The organism is uncultured Marinobacter sp. (assembly GCF_963974375.1).
Lineage (GTDB): Bacteria > Pseudomonadota > Gammaproteobacteria > Pseudomonadales > Oleiphilaceae > Marinobacter.
Genome location: NZ_CAXBDN010000060.1, coordinates 1 through 17,867 on the forward strand (window position 1 = coordinate 1; position 17,867 = coordinate 17,867).

The following is a 17,867-nucleotide window of genomic DNA, read 5'->3' on the forward strand; positions in this document are numbered from 1 at the left end:
ACCGAACTGGTTCATTGAACCGGTAATGGCCAGATCCTGCCGAACCGGGAGCTCTGACAAGGCTGATACCAGCGCGCACAACTCGGCGAGGGAGGCACTGTCACCGTCCACCTCGCCGTAGTTCTGCTCAAAGGTCAGACTGGCTGACAGGCTCATGGGATCTTTGGCGGCAAAATGCGAGGCCAGCCAGGCACTGAGAATCATCACCCCCTTGGAATGGAGGTTGCCACCCAGCTTGACGTCGCGTTCGATATCAATGACATCACCCTCACCGTAATAGCAGGTGGCGGTCACCCGATTGGACAGGCCGAACTCGAAGCCCCCCGAAGACAGCACCGACAACGCATTCACCTGACCGACCCGTTTACCCCGGGTGGTTACCAGGGTAGAACCGTCGCGGATAGCGTCGTAGAAATGATCACGGATACGACTGCTTCGATAGCGGGCACTGGCCAGCGCCTGCTCTACATGATCACACTGAATCAGGCGTGCCTTGTGCTGCCGCGCCCAGTAATCGGACTCCCGCAGCAGATTGGCAATGTCGGCCGCATGCAGCGACAACCGGTTCTGGTGCTCGGCGATTCGGGCACTGTATTCAATAATTCGTGCGACCGCCTTACGCTCGCAATGCAGCAGGCCTTTTTCATGGACCAGACTGGCGATGAACTTGGCGTACAGCAGCTGGCTTTCCGGGCAGCGCCACATTTCGTTCTCGAAATCCGCAGTCACCCGGAACAACTCGGCAAATTCGGGATCGTAATCCTGCAACAGCATCCAGGTCTCCCGGTCACCGAACAGAACGATTTTGACATCCAGAGGAATCGCTTCCGGCTCCAGCGAGATGGTCCCTGACAGCGTCAGTTCCCGCTCCAGGGAGTTGATCATGATGGATTTGCTGCGCAACGCCCGTTTCAGGCCATCCCAGACAAATGGCTGTTCCAGCACCTTGATGGCATCCATCAACAGATAACCGCCGTTGGCCCGGTGCAGGCTACCACAGCGGATCAGCGAATAGTCCGTGAACACGGTGCCCTTGAAGGTGACATTCTCAACATAGCCAAACAAGTTGTGATAGGTGGGATTGTCCTCCACCACCACCGGCACTTCCGGGGTTTTCTGATGCACCAGCAGGTTCACCAGATAACGACGGGGCATTTTCTTGTCCAGGGACGCGTAGGCCATGGCGGCCTGATCTTCATCGTCGTCGAGGAAGATATCCAGATTCTCGGCCATATCCTTGCGAACACTTTCAAGATAAGCGACCACATCCGGTTCGCTCTGGTACTTTCCGACAAGTTCATCAAACTGGTGACCGGAAATCGCTTCCAGAGTCTCCTGGTTGAGGGCCTGCTGGTTCTCGATGTATTCCTGTTCCCAGTCTGCAATCTTGCGAACGGACTGACGCAGCTTTTTCTCGAGCTTGTTGATGGAGTCCTCAAACTTGTCGCGCTGTTCTTCAGTCAGTTTGGCAAAGGTCTCGACGGTATGGGGTTCGTCACCGTGCATGGCCACCAGCCGATAGCCACCGGGTGTGGTAAGGGTCAGGCTTACCTTTTTGCGACGGGCCTGGGCAGCCACCTTTTCCAGTTCATCTTCCTGTTTTTTGGCGTAATCGTTCTTCAGCTTTTCCGCACGTTCCAGAAAGTTGTCACTGTCAAAAGCCTGGGGAATCATTTTCACCAACCGCCCCATCAGCTTGTCCATGTCCTGCTTCAGGTTCTGCCCGTGGCCGGCCGGCAAGCGGATAACCTTGGGTATCCGGGGATCTTCAAAGTTGGCCACATAGCACCAGTCGTGGCTTTTATGCTCATCATCTGCGTGATGCTCGAGGTAACGCAGCATCATTGTCCGCTTGCCCAGCCCGTTACGGCCCACTGCGTAGACGTTGTAGCCCCCGTGAGGCATCGACAAGGCAAACCTGACTGCCTCCTGCGCGCGGTTCTGACCTACGATCTCGGCCAGTGGATCAAGCTGGCGGGTCGTCTTGAACGGTAGATCCTTGAGCACACAGGCTTTGTACAGCTGATTCAGGGGCAGTGCCTTCAATGTGTTGTCCTGTTATCGCAGAGAATGAGTGTAAATGTGAGGGAAGCATAACCGGCTGAACACGCCCTGTCTTCCCACAGGCCTTCAGTCAAAGGGCGCTATTGTATGCTTGCGGATACATATCTGTCGCGCAAAGTATAAACAGCAGGCAAAATATCGATTAAAGTTTGATCACCCATTGCCGTTACGCAGATAGCGGGATGCAGGACAGAAACCTGAGCAAGACAGGCCCGGTCGTCAGACCGCCGACGGGAAACCCGGCAGGGCATTTCAAGGTGAATGGGAAGTGCCCGGTGAGCGATTGTGCGATTACTGCTGAAAAGGAAGCCAGATCATTATGGACATACTGAAAACCCTGTCACACCCATTGTCTGCACTTGACCGTAAACCCACAGGTTCACACCTGCGCACCCCGGTGATTGACGACGCCCGCCCGACTCCCGCCGAACCGGTTCGTGACCGTCGTTTCCAGCCCGATCGCAGGCGCCGCCAGCAAGACTACACAGGGCCGGACAGGCGCATGCGTAACTCACGCCGCCAGCCCCTGTTATTGAACCCGAGAACCCGGCAAGCCACGCCACTGGAAGACCGTCGCGGACGACTGCTGGAAACCAAAGCCTGAAAAGACCACGGGGGTGACAGGCAGATACGGCCAGTGTCGCGTCAGAACAGACCGGCGTCCAGACTTGCTGCCATGGTCATGCCCAGCTGTTCACACTGATCAATGAATTCGTCACGGAATTCGCCACGGCACAGCAACGGCTCCTGCACCAGGCGCCAGCGCAGACCGGTAGTGATAGTGTCGATGGCACGGCGGGTACCGGTACCATCGTGGCCGGCGCGGATATAGAAGGTAAAAGGCAGACCCTGGGTCTGTTCCAGGCAGGGATAATAACTGCGGTCAAAAAAATCTTTCAGGGCGCCGCTCATATAGCCCAGGTTTTCGGTGGTACCAAGAACAATGGCATCACACCAGAGCACGTCCTCCGGTCCGGCATCCAGTGGTGCCAGTACCCGGAGTTCTACATTCTCGATATCAGGGTGGTCCGCACCTTTCTGAACCGCTTCCCGTAACAGCAGCGTGTTCGGCGAAGGGGCATGAGCCACCACCAGCAGCTTCTTGCGATCGGTCATGACGGCATCCTTAAAGCGGTCCGGGTTCTATCCGGCTTTCAGGATACCGCCGCTGTACTGACCGTTCAAAATCTTATCCGTATTGCGGTCTTAAAGCAGCTCGCCGTTGACCTCTTCCGGTTCTTCCGCAGCCTTGGCAGCCGCAGCCGCTTCCTTGGAGACGGGCTTGGGCATCAGCTTTTCACGGATAGCCGTTTCAATTTCCACCGCGACATCACGGTTTTCTTCCAGGTACTTGGCGGCGTTGGCCTTGCCCTGGCCGATCTTGTCGCCCTTGTACGCATACCAGGCGCCGGCCTTATCAACAAAGCCTTCCTTGACACCCATGTCCAGAACTTCGGCCATGTGGTAAATGCCCTTGCCATACAGGATCTGGAACTCCGCCTGCCTGAACGGAGGCGCCACCTTGTTCTTGACGACCTTGACGCGGGTTTCGTTACCAGTCACTTCCTCGCCTTCCTTCACCGAACCAATACGGCGGATATCCAGACGCACCGATGCGTAGAACTTGAGGGCGTTACCACCGAACATGACGCCGATTTTCATGCGAATCTGGTTGATGAAGATCAGCAGACAGTTGTTGTTCTTGACGTTACCGGTCAGTTTACGCAGTGCCTGGGACATCAGACGTGCCTGCAAACCAACGTGGCTGTCGCCCATCTCACCTTCAATCTCTGCTTTCGGGGTCAGCGCCGCTACCGAATCGATGATGATCACATCGACCGCATTGGAGCGAACCAGCATGTCGGTAATTTCCAGCGCCTGCTCGCCGGTATCCGGCTGGGACACCAGCAATTCGTTGACATCCACACCCAGCTTTTCAGCATAAATGGGATCAAGCGCATGCTCTGCATCCACGAAGGCACAGGTTTTGCCCTGCTTCTGGGCTTCCGCAATCACCTGAAGGGTAAGGGTGGTTTTACCGGAGCTTTCCGGGCCGTAGATTTCCACAACCCGGCCATAGGGCAGGCCGCCAATGCCAAGCGCCACATCAAGACCAAGGGAGCCGGTGGACACCGCCGGAATGGCTTCACGGGGCTGATCCCCCATCTTCATGACCGCGCCCTTGCCAAACTGGCGCTCGATCTGACCCAGTGCTGCGGTTAACGCTTTTTTGCGGTTGTCTTCCATTATTCCTGCCCCTTACCTGAGTGCTTTATCCAGTGTGTTAGTGAATCCCGGGCCTGCGGGCAACTGCCACGCATGAGACCACCGGACTCAATCACTGTATACTTGAACAGTATTAAAACACAGGCTGCCGATCAGACCAACCCCACTGTTCACTTTTTCTTCGTGGACTGCTCGAGGAATCCAGCCAGCCCTTCCAGAGCCATCAGAACCGACTGCCGGCGCACCGCGTCGCGGCCCCCATCAAAGTGACAAAGTCGGGTTTCGGTGCCACCACCGGAAGTACCCCAGGCGAACCAGACTGTGCCTACCGGCTTTTCGGCAGAGCCTCCGCCCGGCCCGGCAACGCCACTGATGGCCACAGCGGCATCGGCTCCGGTAGCGGTCATGGCACCGCGTACCATTTGTCTTACCACCGGCTCGCTGACGGCGCCCTCGGACTCCAGCAGTTCCGCAGGCACCTGTAACACCAGGTTTTTCAGGTAATTGCTATAGGTGACCAGCGCCCCGGCCAGGTAGGCCGATGAGCCGGCACGGTCGGTCAGTACCTTGGCCACCCAGCCTCCGGTGCAGCTCTCGGCGGTCACGGCCAGCAAGCCATGATCAGCCAGTAAATCTCCCAGGCGGTTGCCCGCCGCCAGCAAGGTGTCATCATCCGGTATCATTGCGAACCTCCTCGTTTCATCCCCCGGCACTTTCTCTTACAATCCTTTCTCTCACAACCCTTCGTCCGGGCTAACCCGACGGATTCTAACCCGGCTTGCCCTGAGTTACAGGCCCCGGATTGATCAGAGCATCCTGTTAACGCACACCAGACAATCACCGGACTCTTTCATGTCGGCAGCAGATAACGATCTTTCGCAACACACACCCATGATCCGTCAGTATCTGAAGATCAAGGGTGAACATCCCAATGAGATTGTGTTCTATCGGATGGGCGACTTTTACGAACTGTTCTACGACGATGCGAAAAAAGTCGCCGGCATGATCGACATTACCCTGACCGCCCGCGGCCAGTCCGGGGGTAACCCGATTCCCATGGCGGGTGTGCCCTACCACGCTGCCGAGAATTATATCGCGCGCCTGGTCAGGGCCGGTATGTCGGTTGCTGTCTGCGAGCAGATCGGTGATCCGGCCACCAGCAAGGGTCCGGTGGAGCGGCAGGTGGTCAGAATCATCACCCCGGGCACGCTCAGCGACGAAGCCTTCCTGGAAGACAGCCGCGACAACCTGCTGATGTCCATTTTCAGTCAGCGGGAGCAATTCGGGCTGGCCACTCTGGACATCTCCAGTGGCAGGTTCTCGGTGGCTGAGCTGAGCGGCACCAATGCGTTACAGGAAGAGATACAAAGGTTACGCCCGGCGGAACTGCTGATCAGTGAGGACTTCCCCTATCAGGACCTGCTGCAGGGGCTGAATGGCATCCGCCGCCAGGGCCCCTGGCTGTTCGAGCACGACAGCGCCTTACGACTGATCACTCAGCAACTGCAGGTCAAGGATCTGACCGGCTTCGGCTGTGAAGACCTTACCCTGGCCATCAATGCGGCCGGCTGCCTGCTGCAGTACGCCAGGGAAACCCAACGTACCGCCCTGCCCCATATCCGCAAACTGACCCGGGAACGGCGCGAGGACTCCGTCGTTCTCGACGCCACCAGTCGCCGCAATCTTGAAATTGACACCAACCTGATGGGTGGCCACCAGCACACCCTGGCCTGGGTCATGGACCGCACGGCTACCTCCATGGGTGCGCGCCAGTTGCGGCGCTGGCTGAATCGGCCGCTGCGGGATACCGAGCGGGTCCGGCACCGGCAGCATGCGGTGGCAGCCTTGCTGGAGGGCTTTCACTACGAACCGATACACGACCTGCTGAAACAGGTGGGGGATATTGAACGGATTCTGGCCAGGGTTGCGCTGCGCTCGGCGCGGCCAAGGGATCTGGCCCGGCTGCGAGATGCCTTTGCTACCTTGCCCGGCCTGCAGGAGGCACTGAAACCGGTCAGCTCCCATCACATTGTAGGGCTCGCCACCCTGATCTCGGAGTACCCGGAGTTATCAGAGCTTCTGGAACGGGCCGTTATCGACAACCCGCCCGTGGTCATCCGCGACGGCGGCGTTATCCGTGAAGGTTTTGACAGCGAGCTGGACGAGCTGCGTAACATCAGTGAAAACGCGGGCCAATACTTGCTGGACGTGGAAACCCGGGAAAAGCAGCGCACCGGAATCAGCACCCTCAAGGTGGGCTACAACCGGGTTCACGGTTACTACATTGAAATCAGCCGTGCACAATCGGCTCAGGCTCCGGTGGATTATGTCAGACGCCAGACCCTGAAAAACGCCGAGCGTTTCATCACCCCGGAACTCAAGGAGTTCGAGGACAAGGCGCTAAGCGCCAAAAGCCGGGCCTTGGCCCGGGAAAAAGGTCTGTATGACGATCTCCTGGAGCGCCTGGCAGAACAACTGGCCCCGCTGCAGGATACGGCCCAGGCGCTGGCCGAGCTGGATGTACTGAGCAATTTTGCCGAACGGGCCACCAGTCTGCGCTTCTGTGCGCCGGAATTCCGTGCCGAACCCGGGCTGGATATCGACGCTGGCCGCCATCCGGTGGTTGAACAGTTGTTGAGCGACCCCTATGTGCCCAACAATCTGCTGATGGATCAGCAGCGCCGGATGCTGGTTATCACCGGCCCCAATATGGGCGGTAAGTCCACCTACATGCGCCAGACCGCCCTGATTGCACTGCTGGCCTACTGCGGCAGTTTCGTGCCGGCAGATCGCGCAGTACTTGGACCGGTGGACCGGATTTTTACCCGCATGGGCTCCTCCGATGACATAGCCGGCGGTCGCTCTACCTTCATGGTAGAAATGACCGAGACCGCCAACATCCTGCATAACGCCTCCAGCCACAGCCTGGTGCTGATGGATGAAGTGGGCCGGGGCACCAGTACCTTTGACGGCCTGTCACTGGCCTGGGCCACCGCCGAACATCTGGCAAGGAACATCGGCTGCTACACCCTGTTTGCCACCCATTACTTCGAACTGACCCAGCTGGCCGACCAGCTGGAGCATGCGGTCAACGTGCATCTCACCGCCACCGAGCACGATGACACCATCGTGTTCCTGCACACCGTGCATGAAGGGCCCGCCAGCCAGAGCTACGGCCTGCAGGTTGCCAAACTGGCCGGCGTACCCCAGGCAGTTATCAATCATGCCCGGGCCCAGTTGCAGCGACTGGAAAACGACAGTTCCGGCGGCACAGCGACAGATAACCCCGCGTTTCAGGGCGACATGTTTGCCAGTCTGGAACCGGGCCCCGTGGAGCAGGCTCTGGCGGAGCTTGATCCGGATGAACTGACCCCCCGCCAGGCCCTGGAGACGCTTTACAGGTTGCGAAAAATGCTGTCGTCATAACCTTATAGCCCGGCAGCGCTTGCGGGCTGGCCGGGCCGTCCCTACAATACTGCACGCCGATTGATAACAGGCAGACATCAGGCAGCGGAAAGGACAGAAGCTGCGAGGCGTTGAAGGCCTCTGCACACGCGGTTATCCGCTGCACACTGATATCGCCAAGATGAGACTGACTACCAGACCAGGAACCTGACTATGACATTTGTGGTTACTGACAACTGCATCAAGTGCAAATACACGGACTGTGTGGAAGTGTGCCCTGTGGACTGCTTTTACGAAGGCCCGAACTTTCTGGTCATCGATCCGGACGAGTGTATTGATTGCGCACTGTGCGAGCCGGAGTGCCCGGCAGAAGCCATTTTCTCAGAAGACGAGTTGCCGGCCGATCAGGTGGCCTATGTGGAAATCAATGCCGAACTCGCGGGCAAGTGGCCGAATATCACCGAAAAGAAAGATCCGCTGCCGGACGCCGCCGACTGGGATGGCAAGCCCGACAAGCTGAAATACCTGGAGCGCTGAGCAGGCATTCCGTCAGATCTCGTTACAAAAAAAAGAGCCTGCTGGCTCTTTTTTTGTGACTGCCTCAGCACTGCTTAATGTCCTGTCAGCACACCTTGCGGATCAGTCGGCAAAATCGTGAGCGTCCGCTCCCAGGCACAGACACAGACTGCCCGGACCGATATAGATACTGCTGGTAATACCCATCTGGGACAGCAGTAACTCGACGCCGTGGTCAGCACACGCCTTGCGTAATTCATCCAGCCCCGGCAGAGCATCAATTTCCTCCCAGGACATACCGCACGACATGGAGACGACCGGTGTCAGCAAACCGGCCCGGACCCGACGAACCGCGTAGGCCATGACCTTCTCCACCGAGGCGTCGAAACTGCGGGTTTTGGCGACCGGCTTGTCGATCACGCCCCGGCCGAAAACGATCGGAGTAATATTCAGCGCCTTGCCAAGAAACGCCACCACTCCGGAAATGCTCTTGTCTCCACGGCGCCGCGCCCGCTCACGAATGTAATGCAGATCGCGAGGCACCACGCAGGTCCAGATCTTCTCTGAAAACTTCTCCACTTCGTGTCGCAAGGCGTTCTTGGACAGATTCTTCTCGAACAGGCGAACGGTGTAGGCGGCCAGCAATCCTTGCCCGGCAAACAGCTGTTTGCTGTCAATTACCCGCATGGAAAAGTTGCCGTCGACACCCGCCGCTTCACGAATGGCTTTCTGCCGCGACATCGCCATATTCATGGCTTCAGTAGCATTCTGGTAAATCAGACTGCGGGTACGGTCCACCGTCTCACAGATAGCGATATCGTATGCGGGAACAATTTTTTCCGTCAGCAGATCACGAATCTGTTCCGGAGAAAAGGCCTCGGTTTCAGCGTGATGACCCTTGGTCAGCAACCCCCGCTCGTAGAAATCACGAGTGGTATCAGGACTGTGATCATCAATGTAGGTCTGATCATCAATGCGGGCTGTCAGGGGCAGAATGAAAATATCGTGATTGCGAATATACTCGTACGGCAGATCACAAGCAGAATCCACGATCAGGCCAACGCGCATGAAATTTTCTCCGGTTCCGTAAAGGGTGAATCAGCACGGGCATTACTGTGCCACAGTGGCAGGAGCAGGCATTCGGTGCGTACTGACGTCTTTTTGTTGTACCGCACGTATACCACAAACCTGCAAGGCGTTAACAACCGGGTAGTTCACAAACTCACGGATCCACCAGCGGAGGTCAGGACCTGATGTCCCTGACCGTTCTGTGCGCTATGGGATGGACACGGTTTCTGCCAGCTCGTTTGGCATCGTAGAGACGATCATCGGCCTCAGCCAGTATTTCTGCAAATATCTGCTCGAAAGATTCGGGCGGTTCAGCAGCAGGCTGCCAGGTGGCGACACCAATGCTCACCGTCACCCGGCCTTCGGGAGAATCTTTATGGGTCAGGTTCAGGTCTTCTATCGCCCCTCGGGTTTGCTCAGCCACAACCAGCGCACTGTCGGTATCATGCTCCGGTAACAGTACAGCAAATTCCTCACCACCCAGGCGGGCCGGCAGCTCTCCGGCCCTGCGACAGCAATGTCCGAGTATCTTTGCCAGCTGAATCAGGCACTCATCGCCCAGGGCATGTCCGTAGCGATCGTTGAAGCTTTTGAAGAAATCCACATCCAGCATCAGCATGGAGACCGGAACGCCGGTGCGCTGGGCCCGCCGACCCTCGATCAGGCAAGCCTCCTCAAAGTAGCGGCGATTGGCAAGACCGGTCAGGTGATCCGTGCGGGATAACCGGAACAACTCACGGCGACTGGCCTCCAGCTCCTCCAGATGTTCCCAGCGATCCATCATCTTGAATAATACTTCCGCGGCAAGTTGCAGAAGCCGTTGATCAAGCGGCTCAAGCTGCGCCATCTCATCGCCTTCAAATACCAGCGCTGTGGTTTTCCTGTCCGCAACCGTCAGCACACAGGCCAGGGTATTGTCCGGCAAACCACTAGCGCCCACTGACCAGCCGGCATCCTCCGGTTCTGGCAAGGGCACAGGCAGGCCTCGGGTTCCGGCGCCGGGGGCCGTCCACAGATACACCCAGTTCCAGGGGCCCTGTCTCGACCAGCTGGCAAGTCCACAACGCTGGGCGTTGACCCTGTGCGCCAGATCTTCGAGTGCTGACTCCATCGCCGTGCGATGGCTGCCCGCCGGCAAATCGATGAGATCAGCTGACAGCCTTGATAATAACTGCAGGAAATCATTGACCCTTTGCACATAACCGGTGCGTTCCCGCACCCGGTCGTCAAGGCTGTCCCTCTCCTCCTGCAACGCCTGAATGGCATGATCACGCTCGCGACCGAACCGGGCAATGGCGTCTCGCAGGGTGTCGAAGCCCTCCGTCACCAGATCAATCTCATCCTGATGGCGGCGGTCCTGACGGGGTATCACCAGGGGTGGGTTATCGCGTTCCGGACGCAGCTGTGTGCTGTAATCGGCAATGGCCCGCAGGGGTTCCTGCAAGTGTCTTCGTATAATCCGGTGAAGCAGCAGGATGATCAACGCGGTAAAAACACCATACTGCAACAGTGTCATGGTGACAGCACCGACCATGGAGCGATTCAGATAGCTGCGATCAAAGCTGATGGCGAGTTCACCAAGGTACTGTTCGGGATCTGCGGGATGAGGAATACTGACCACCTTGTCCGGGTTATCTCCGTAATGCCCCGGGGCCCGGTCAACAAAATGCATGCCGGTCATGGAATAGACACTGACCCGGGCGAACTCCGGGTAGGCAGACATCTGGGCAACCTGCAGCTCAACCGCTCGCGGCTCGATGTCCCAGAGCGACACCGTCAGCAGCGGCACATGCGTTTCAGAAAGTGCCACCACCAGTTCTTCAAAGCGGGCCAGCTCATTACGATAGGTCAGCCAGGCCTGCAAACTGCCCAGCACCACCATCGACAACAAGGCGACCGCCGTCACCTGCCGGAGAATCCGTCGTGAAATGGACTGAAAACCCGGCCCCGAGCTGGCAGCCGCCATCAGGGCTGCTCCAGCAACTGGCCAAAGCCGAAACGGTAGCGATCCAGCCCCGGGTTAAGCACCTTGCTGTAGCGACGGAAGTCGATCGCCGGCACCCGGTCCGAGAAACGGGCCAGAAACAGACGGGCAGACTCGGGAGTGAACAGGTGGAACATGGACCGCGCCATTTCCAGCCCTTCGGTCTCCGCGAAGTCCACACCATGGTGAAAGTCATACAATATGACCAGTGACCAGGCTCCGGTCATGTAATGACCACCGGCGAGCGCGGTCAGACGGCCGCTGATCACGTCCCGCATGGCTTCCGGTGAGGTATTGATACCGGAAAACAGAATGTCCCGGCCGGGCTTCAGGCCCCGCTCTTCGGCAGCTGCCATGGCGCCAAAAGCAATCAGATCATTGCCCGCCCAGACAAAGCGGGTATCCGGATAACGCACCAACAGATGCTCAGCCTTGATCTGGCCCTGGTCCTGACGCCAGTCCGCATAAACCACCTGATGAAGCACAACGTCCTCACCCGCCATTACCTGCTGCATGCTCTGATTACGACGGATAGAACTTTCGGTCGATCGATCACCGGCAATGGCGAAGCCCTGAATCTGGCCAGCGGTATCAGTAAGGCCCAGTAGCCTCGCCTGCTCTATCAAGCGACGGGCGGTCAGCTCGCCGGCCTCTTCGGCTCTCGGGTTCAGCGACCCCAGAAAATGCCGGTAGCGATCCCGGGGCCCGCCATGGAGCGTTTTTTCCTCAGGAGTCAGGCCATTGTAGGCGAGAAATACATCGATACCCGCCGCCTCCGCCAGCGGCATTTTGGCACCGAAGGTACTTTTCTCCACCGAAAGCAGCAGATAATCCGGCCGCTGTTCCGGTGGACGCGCGGCAACCGCAGCCACCAGCTCAATCTGGCGTACCGGGTCCCGCTGTGCATGCAGCACCTCCAGCTGAATACCAAGACTGGCAGCCGCCGCTTTCATGCCATTGATGCCATCGACCCAGTACTGCTCGTCTTCCAGACCAGGATTGATAAACGTCACTGTCATGCTCTGACCCAAAGCTGGCCAGAACATAAGCAATATTATCAAGATGGTACGCACTCCCTATACTCCCTGAACGGGTTAATGCTCCCAGGCAAAGTCTGGCCGTGAAATGCCCAGACCCTGCTTTTTGCGCCTATTGTAACGTCATTACGCAAACCTAACCACGCAGACCTAATGGGCTGACGCCACGGATTCTGCGCTTTTTCACGGCAGACACTGACGACCTGTGCCCTCGACACTCTCAGGACCTATGTGCAGCTTCCGGCGCGACATATTCGTGATGAAATCCTCGTAATACCCCCACGCCGCGTGACTCATGTCACGCACTGATCACCTAATAACCAACCCTGATCAGAAAATGGGTACGTATGGTGATAGTTCTGAAGTCGGTGACCTGCCTAGACTTGAGCTTCGCTACTTCAATCGGTAACCCGGTGCTACCTGATGTGGACCTGATGATGGCCACGCAGCTGCGTCGGAGCCTTTGGATAGGGTTCGAAGTGGCTGTTGAGACGCTGCAACCAACAACCAACTTCTGACGATCAGGGATATGGTTTATGAACCTGTCTACGCTCAAGCCTTCAACTCTCGCGGGAACCGTCATCACCGCCGGCGTACTCGCTTTCTCCAGCGCGGCTCTGGCTATCCCGGGTCCCGGTGGTGGTTCTGATCCCACTTCGGCCTATGCCTCCGCTGGCCCACAGGCAACCGTCTCCGAGCGTGAGGATAGCGGCTGTACCGTGTATCGCCCACGCAACGTTGAGCCGGGCACACCGGTTATTCTCTGGGGCAACGGTACCGGCGGCTCACCCACCACCTATGGCCGAGGTCTGGAACACTGGGCCTCTTACGGTTACATAGTCGCAGCGGCCCGCACATCCAACGCCGGCACCGGTGAGGAGATGATCGAATGCATTGACGCCGTGCGGCGCGCCAGCTACGGCAACAACGTGGACTTTTCCAGAATCGGTGCTTCCGGCCACTCCCAGGGTGGCGGCGGTACCATCATGGCGGCCCGTGATGTCAGGATCACCGCCACCGCACCGATGCAGCCTTACATACTGGGCCTTGGCCATCGCCGCTCGTCCCAGGATGAACAGAGCGCGCCGATGTTGCTGTTGTCCGGCAGTTCCGATGCCCTGGCCGGACCAGCCCTGAATCAGCGCCCGGTGTTTAACCGTGTTGACGTACCGGTATTCTGGGCAACCCGCAGCGGCGCCAGCCATTTTGAGCCCATTGGCAACTTCGGTGATTTCCGCGGTATCAGCACGGCCTGGTGGGAATTCCAGCTCAAGGGTGACAGCGACGCAGCGGAGCTGTTCACCGGTGCCTGCACCGCCTGTGACATCAGCGGCTGGGATGTTCAGCGCAAGGGCCTCTGATTAGCACAGGCAAGGGTCTGATCCAGAAACGCCGGCCCACAGAAGGGCCGGCGCCGGCGCTGGCATTATTTCAGTGCAGAAAACAGGTTTACCACCCCGAAATGAGACCTGCTTAATGCTTGTGAGGGTGCTCACTTGACACCCGACAGGCGAAAGCGAAAACTCACGTTCAGTTACATAAAATAACATAAAATTCAGGACAACTCAGAGGGCTCTCAAATGGACTTTAACGCCAGAGTGATCCCGCTTCACCTTCATCCGCTCGGTTTTATCGAGGTGTTCACCAGTCTTGGCGCAGACCTTCATGACCTGCTTCGGGGTACCGGCATTTCACCCGCCATGTTTGACATGCAGGACATCCGCATCAGCTACATGCAGCAGCAGGTACTGATCCGTAACGGTATAGCCCTGTGCAAGACACCCGGGCTGGGACTGAAAACCGGACTCGAACTCGACTGGAGCTACTGGGGTCCGCTTGGATACATTATTCATTCAAGCCCCAGCCTCAAGGACGCAGGAGAAGCGTTTCGACGCTACATGGTCATCGCTCAGCCCTATTACGCGCTGATGGTGTCCAGACCCACCACCTATTTCGATTCACAGCATCGGCTGGTTGATCCGCTGGAATATCCCACGGATGCCGTTTTCGATGAAGACATACGAATCTTCAGTCTGGAATTCCGTATTGCCATGACCGCCCGGCTGTGGATGATCTGCGGTAACCAGAGCGTCGAAGACACCGACGTCCACGTAACCCTCAGCTATCAGGAACCGTCCCACGTCGAGCTTTACAGTCAGTTGCCGTGCAAGTCGGTTGCCTTTGGTACCGAGCAGACCGCCATTTCGGCCAGTACGCCATACGTGATCAAGCCGTTCCGGAAGTTCCGCAAGCGAAGCTATCGCAAGCTCATCCAGCAATGCGAACAGGAACTGAATAACGCGCCGGTCACCATCTCGTTTACGGATCGGGTGCGCTGGCATATCCGCGCCCACTTCAACCCGCAGATCGATCTCGAACAGGTGGCCGATGGCATGCAGATGCCGCCACGCTCGCTCACCCGTCGTCTGGCCGGGGAAGACACATCGTTTCGCAAGCTGCTCCATGCTGTTCGTATGGAAATCGCAAGCCATCAGTTACGTTCCTCCGGATTGAGCGTCGATGAAGTCGCCGAACTGGTGGGTTTCTCCTGTGCATCCAGCCTGCGCCGTGCCATGAAAAAATGGGCCGGAACCACCATCAGTCATCTCCGGGAACAGCCGTTCGAGGAAACGCTGTCATGACGAAAACAAGCAACCATGCCGGCAGGGATAACGCTCAGAGTCGCAGCTATCTCATGCTGGGTACCGGCGCTGTGGCCATGGGGGCCGTGGCCGGAATAATCTGGTTCGGAGCGCAGACCATGATCGGCAAACAGGAGCCCGCTGACACAGCCAGAGTCACACCGTCTGTCCAGAGCGCGCCGGCAACCATCACGCAGCCTGCCCCTCCTGCGGCCACCGGACCCGCTGATCCGGCTCCACTGTTCAGTCAGTCCCTGGTCAGTGCGGAGCCGGCAGAACAGCCAGCCGTTGCCGATGAACCAGACTCCTCAGTGCCTTACGATCTGGAAACCATCGCTTATTCCCTGGGCCAGCTGACCATCGGCGACGATGGACACGTGGTGCTGGATCACACCGCTCATCAACTGCTGGAAGAGGCCTTTCTCTACAGCGAAGCGCCCATCGATGAAGCGCAGATGAACGAACTACGGGCAATGATCGAAGCCGGACTGGGTGAAGAGGCGGGTGAGCGGGCGTCTGATATTGCTGAACGATTCTATCGATACAGCTCAGCCTACAAGGAAATCGAAGACATCCTGGGCATGCGTAATGATCCAGTCTCCATCAGCAACGATTACGAGCAGCTGGCCCGACTCAGACGCACCCATCTGGGCAATGAGCTGGCCGAACAGCTGTATGGCGAGGAAGAAACCCTGACCCGGTACACCCTCGAAGTGATGAAGATTCAGAATGATCCTGATCTCAGCCCCGAGGAACGCAAGCGCCGCCAGCAAAGTGCCGCTGACAAGGCCGGCGTCATGCTTTCCGACGGCGCAGAACAGGAAGCAGAAGCCACACAAGACGGTTCGTGATGCCGACCATGAGGATGGCGAACATCAGTCCGGTAAACCAGCCCGGGTAGCGCCCGAACAGGGTCCGCCCGGTCTGGCTCTCCGCAACATGAGGCACCTCGGCCAGATACCCTTTTTCGCCCCCGAGAGGAGACTGAAAGTGAATTCGTCCGTCAGGGGTTATCACGCCGGAAGGACCGTTATTCATCACGTGCACCAGGGGAAGCCGGTTCTCGACGGCCCTCAGGATCACCGAATGAAAATGCTGAAATGGCTGCCTGGAGTCGCCGAACCAGGCGTTATTGGAGAGCACTGTCAGTATTCTCGGGCTTTCATCCTGATCCGGCGCAGCAGACACTTCGGACACTGCGCTGGCGACGAACTCCGGGAACATGGCTTCGTAACAGATCAATGGGATAATGCCGACACCCCTGACATCAAAGCGGGCGGGACCGGGGCCCTGCGCAACCGTAGCGGTGAAACCTCCAAAAAACCGGATCACCTGCCGGCGTAACGCCGGGAAATTTTCCACCAATGGAATATATTCGCCGAAGGCAACCCGTTTCACTTTTTGATAATCCCCCAGCACCGCGCCGCCGTGGTCCAGCATCAGCGCGGTATTGAACTCCATCCGCCCCTGCGCATCATTGCGATATTCCATATCCTGAAACAGCAAGGGAACGCTCATGCGGCGAACCTGTTGCTGATACGCCCGCTGAACATGTTCGTTCTCGAAGTAGAGCACAAAACGACTTTCCGACCACATCACCACCTCTGCGCCGGCATCCACCAGTTGTTCGGAAATCGCCATGGCCGGAGGATAACTGAGGCTATAGCCGGGTTTTGGTGGCTCCGGTGTCAGCACCGGTAGCGCCCCGGGTTGTACCAGCCCGATCCTGGTAACAGGATGGCGACTGGTGTCTTCGACCGCTGCGGCAACCCGCCCACTCCACTTCGAAAGCTGCCAGCCACCATAACCAAACCAGATCAGTACCAGGCAAAGGGCCGTCAGCTCCTGCCAGCGAACCGGCCTGGCCCTGATCAGCAACCGGTAGACCAGCAGATTTACCAGCCCGATCACCGCGTCCAGACCGATAGCCCCGGTCAGATCCGCGCCCTGGATAGCGGTCAGGAAAAGGCTTTGGGTTTCGCCCAGATTTGACTGGAACAACATGGGGAAACTGCCGAAAAACAAGGTCACCAGTACCGGAATCAGCACTATCTCAGGCAGGATTCTGTGGCGGCGACCAAACACGATGGCAAGGGCCAGCAAACCGATCATCTGTGCGCCGTATACCCAGAATAGGCCGGAAAAAACCGCGGTCCTGAGCGGGCCATAGCCCTTGAGCAGGACGATGAAATCCATGATCCACCAGGCCGCACCTGTCAGGGCCATCAGACCAGTGACCAGGCCCAGCCCATAGGCCCCCGCCAGACTGCGACCTTCAAGCGCGCCCAACAACGGGACCAGGGCAATCCAGGCGACCAGATAGCAGGAGGGGAAGCTGTAGACCAGCGCCAGCAACAGCCCAGAGGCCACCGCCAGCACCAGGCCCACGGTGGCACCCACCATGGGATTATTCGGCGGGGTCACGATGCCCCTCCATCATGCGACGCATCTGGTTATAGGGGCCAAACAGGCGCCGGGCGTCGGCCTCACCGAAAAACTCCGTCTGAATCTGCTCCAGCCGGTCCAGCTCAATGCCAAGGGGATCCGGAACAGCGTCACGGTATTCAAGGTAGCTGTCGAGCAGGCCGATCAGTTGTCCGGCCGCCGGCTCCGGCAGACTTTTCCGGATCACCAGGGACACCCTGTCATCACCGGCCAGTGCAGGAGAGTCCGTAACTTGTTGCACGTAATCCTGCAGGTCCGCACCAAGGCTGGCTTCGACAGTCAGCTGGTCGTCGTCCAGCAGGATCCGGGACAGCAGACGGTCAATTTTGGTGGTTGCCACGGAGTCAGGATAGGGGGCCGGTTCCACCGCCACTGCCAGGCCAGGGTGAGCGGGTTTCAGAATGGTCATGCCGGGCAGCGCAGCAACCACCAGGAACAGCAGCAGCAAAACAGCCACTCCCCGCGACACCCGGGCCGCTC

Annotated in this window: 14 protein-coding genes and 1 pseudogene; 6 read left to right on the plus strand and 9 right to left on the minus strand. The window is 58.1% G+C overall.

Translation table 11 applies throughout. The features are described 5' to 3' along the window. Window positions 1-2,046 (minus strand): ATP-binding protein (locus tag AAC035_RS07210; protein WP_339801874.1); only part of this gene is annotated, 2,046 nt, incomplete at its 3' end. A 337-nt stretch (window positions 2,047-2,383) separates the two neighbouring features. Between AAC035_RS07210 and AAC035_RS07215 the strand changes: the two genes are divergently transcribed. Continuing rightward, window positions 2,384-2,668 (plus strand): hypothetical protein, encoded by a 285-nt coding sequence (locus tag AAC035_RS07215; protein WP_339801876.1) that lies wholly within the window; start codon window positions 2,384-2,386, stop codon window positions 2,666-2,668. Between the two features lie 41 nt (window positions 2,669-2,709). On the opposite strand, the gene AAC035_RS07220 is transcribed toward AAC035_RS07215, so the two are convergent. The 3 genes from AAC035_RS07220 to AAC035_RS07230 form a co-directional block, all read right to left on the minus strand. Continuing rightward, window positions 2,710-3,180 carry a flavodoxin family protein gene (locus AAC035_RS07220; RefSeq protein ID WP_339801879.1) on the minus strand — a complete coding sequence of 157 codons (471 nt, stop codon included), beginning with the start codon at window positions 3,178-3,180 and terminating at the stop codon, window positions 2,710-2,712. 90 nt (window positions 3,181-3,270) lie between these two features. Beyond that, the gene (recA, locus tag AAC035_RS07225) at window positions 3,271-4,311 is read right to left on the minus strand and encodes a recombinase RecA (RefSeq protein ID WP_339801881.1); all 1,041 of its coding nucleotides are present in this window, start codon (window positions 4,309-4,311) and stop codon (window positions 3,271-3,273) included. A 149-nt stretch (window positions 4,312-4,460) separates the two neighbouring features. After that, complete coding sequence (locus AAC035_RS07230; protein WP_339801884.1) at window positions 4,461-4,973, minus strand: nicotinamide-nucleotide amidohydrolase family protein; 513 nt, start codon at window positions 4,971-4,973, stop codon at window positions 4,461-4,463. A 169-nt stretch (window positions 4,974-5,142) separates the two neighbouring features. Here AAC035_RS07230 and mutS point away from each other — a divergent pair, with 169 nt between their 5' ends. Together mutS and fdxA are read left to right on the plus strand one after the other, a co-directional pair. Continuing rightward, window positions 5,143-7,716, plus strand: coding sequence for a DNA mismatch repair protein MutS (gene mutS / locus AAC035_RS07235; protein WP_339801887.1), 2,574 nt, complete (start codon window positions 5,143-5,145; stop codon window positions 7,714-7,716). A gap of 192 nt (window positions 7,717-7,908) precedes the next feature. Further along, window positions 7,909-8,232 (plus strand): ferredoxin FdxA, encoded by a 324-nt coding sequence (gene fdxA / locus AAC035_RS07240; protein ID WP_339801890.1) that lies wholly within the window; start codon window positions 7,909-7,911, stop codon window positions 8,230-8,232. A 102-nt stretch (window positions 8,233-8,334) separates the two neighbouring features. On the opposite strand, the gene AAC035_RS07245 is transcribed toward fdxA, so the two are convergent. The 3 genes from AAC035_RS07245 to AAC035_RS07255 all read right to left on the minus strand — a co-directional run bounded on the left by AAC035_RS07245 (window position 8,335) and on the right by AAC035_RS07255 (window position 12,282). Next, window positions 8,335-9,279 (minus strand): DegV family protein, encoded by a 945-nt coding sequence (locus tag AAC035_RS07245; protein WP_339801892.1) that lies wholly within the window; start codon window positions 9,277-9,279, stop codon window positions 8,335-8,337. A gap of 175 nt (window positions 9,280-9,454) precedes the next feature. Then, window positions 9,455-11,245 (minus strand): GGDEF domain-containing protein, encoded by a 1,791-nt coding sequence (locus tag AAC035_RS07250; protein WP_339801893.1) that lies wholly within the window; start codon window positions 11,243-11,245, stop codon window positions 9,455-9,457. Then, complete coding sequence (locus AAC035_RS07255) at window positions 11,245-12,282, minus strand: ABC transporter substrate-binding protein (protein WP_339801896.1); 1,038 nt, start codon at window positions 12,280-12,282, stop codon at window positions 11,245-11,247. Before AAC035_RS07255 ends, AAC035_RS07250 begins: the two co-directional genes overlap by 1 nt. 554 nt (window positions 12,283-12,836) lie before the next feature. Between AAC035_RS07255 and AAC035_RS07260 the strand changes: the two genes are divergently transcribed. The 3 genes from AAC035_RS07260 (at window position 12,837) to AAC035_RS07270 (ending at window position 15,793) form a co-directional block, all read left to right on the plus strand. Beyond that, window positions 12,837-13,661 carry an alpha/beta hydrolase gene (locus AAC035_RS07260; protein WP_339801899.1) on the plus strand — a complete coding sequence of 275 codons (825 nt, stop codon included), beginning with the start codon at window positions 12,837-12,839 and terminating at the stop codon, window positions 13,659-13,661. A 219-nt stretch (window positions 13,662-13,880) separates the two neighbouring features. Further along, the gene (locus AAC035_RS07265) at window positions 13,881-14,942 is read left to right on the plus strand and encodes an AraC family transcriptional regulator ligand-binding domain-containing protein (RefSeq protein WP_339801902.1); all 1,062 of its coding nucleotides are present in this window, start codon (window positions 13,881-13,883) and stop codon (window positions 14,940-14,942) included. Further along, window positions 14,939-15,793, plus strand: a complete 855-nt coding sequence (locus tag AAC035_RS07270; RefSeq protein WP_339801904.1) for a lipase secretion chaperone — start codon at window positions 14,939-14,941, stop codon at window positions 15,791-15,793. The genes AAC035_RS07265 and AAC035_RS07270 overlap by 4 nt, the downstream gene beginning before the upstream one ends. Here AAC035_RS07270 and lnt read toward each other — a convergent pair. Beyond that, a complete protein-coding gene (lnt, locus tag AAC035_RS07275) occupies window positions 15,738-17,366 on the minus strand; it encodes an apolipoprotein N-acyltransferase (protein WP_339801907.1) in 1,629 nt (542 codons plus the stop codon). The two genes, AAC035_RS07270 and lnt, sit on opposite strands and share 56 nt — an antisense overlap. Further along, window positions 17,350-17,867, minus strand: a pseudogene (locus AAC035_RS07280) (hypothetical protein); the annotation flags it as partial. The gene lnt and the pseudogene AAC035_RS07280, both read right to left, overlap by 17 nt.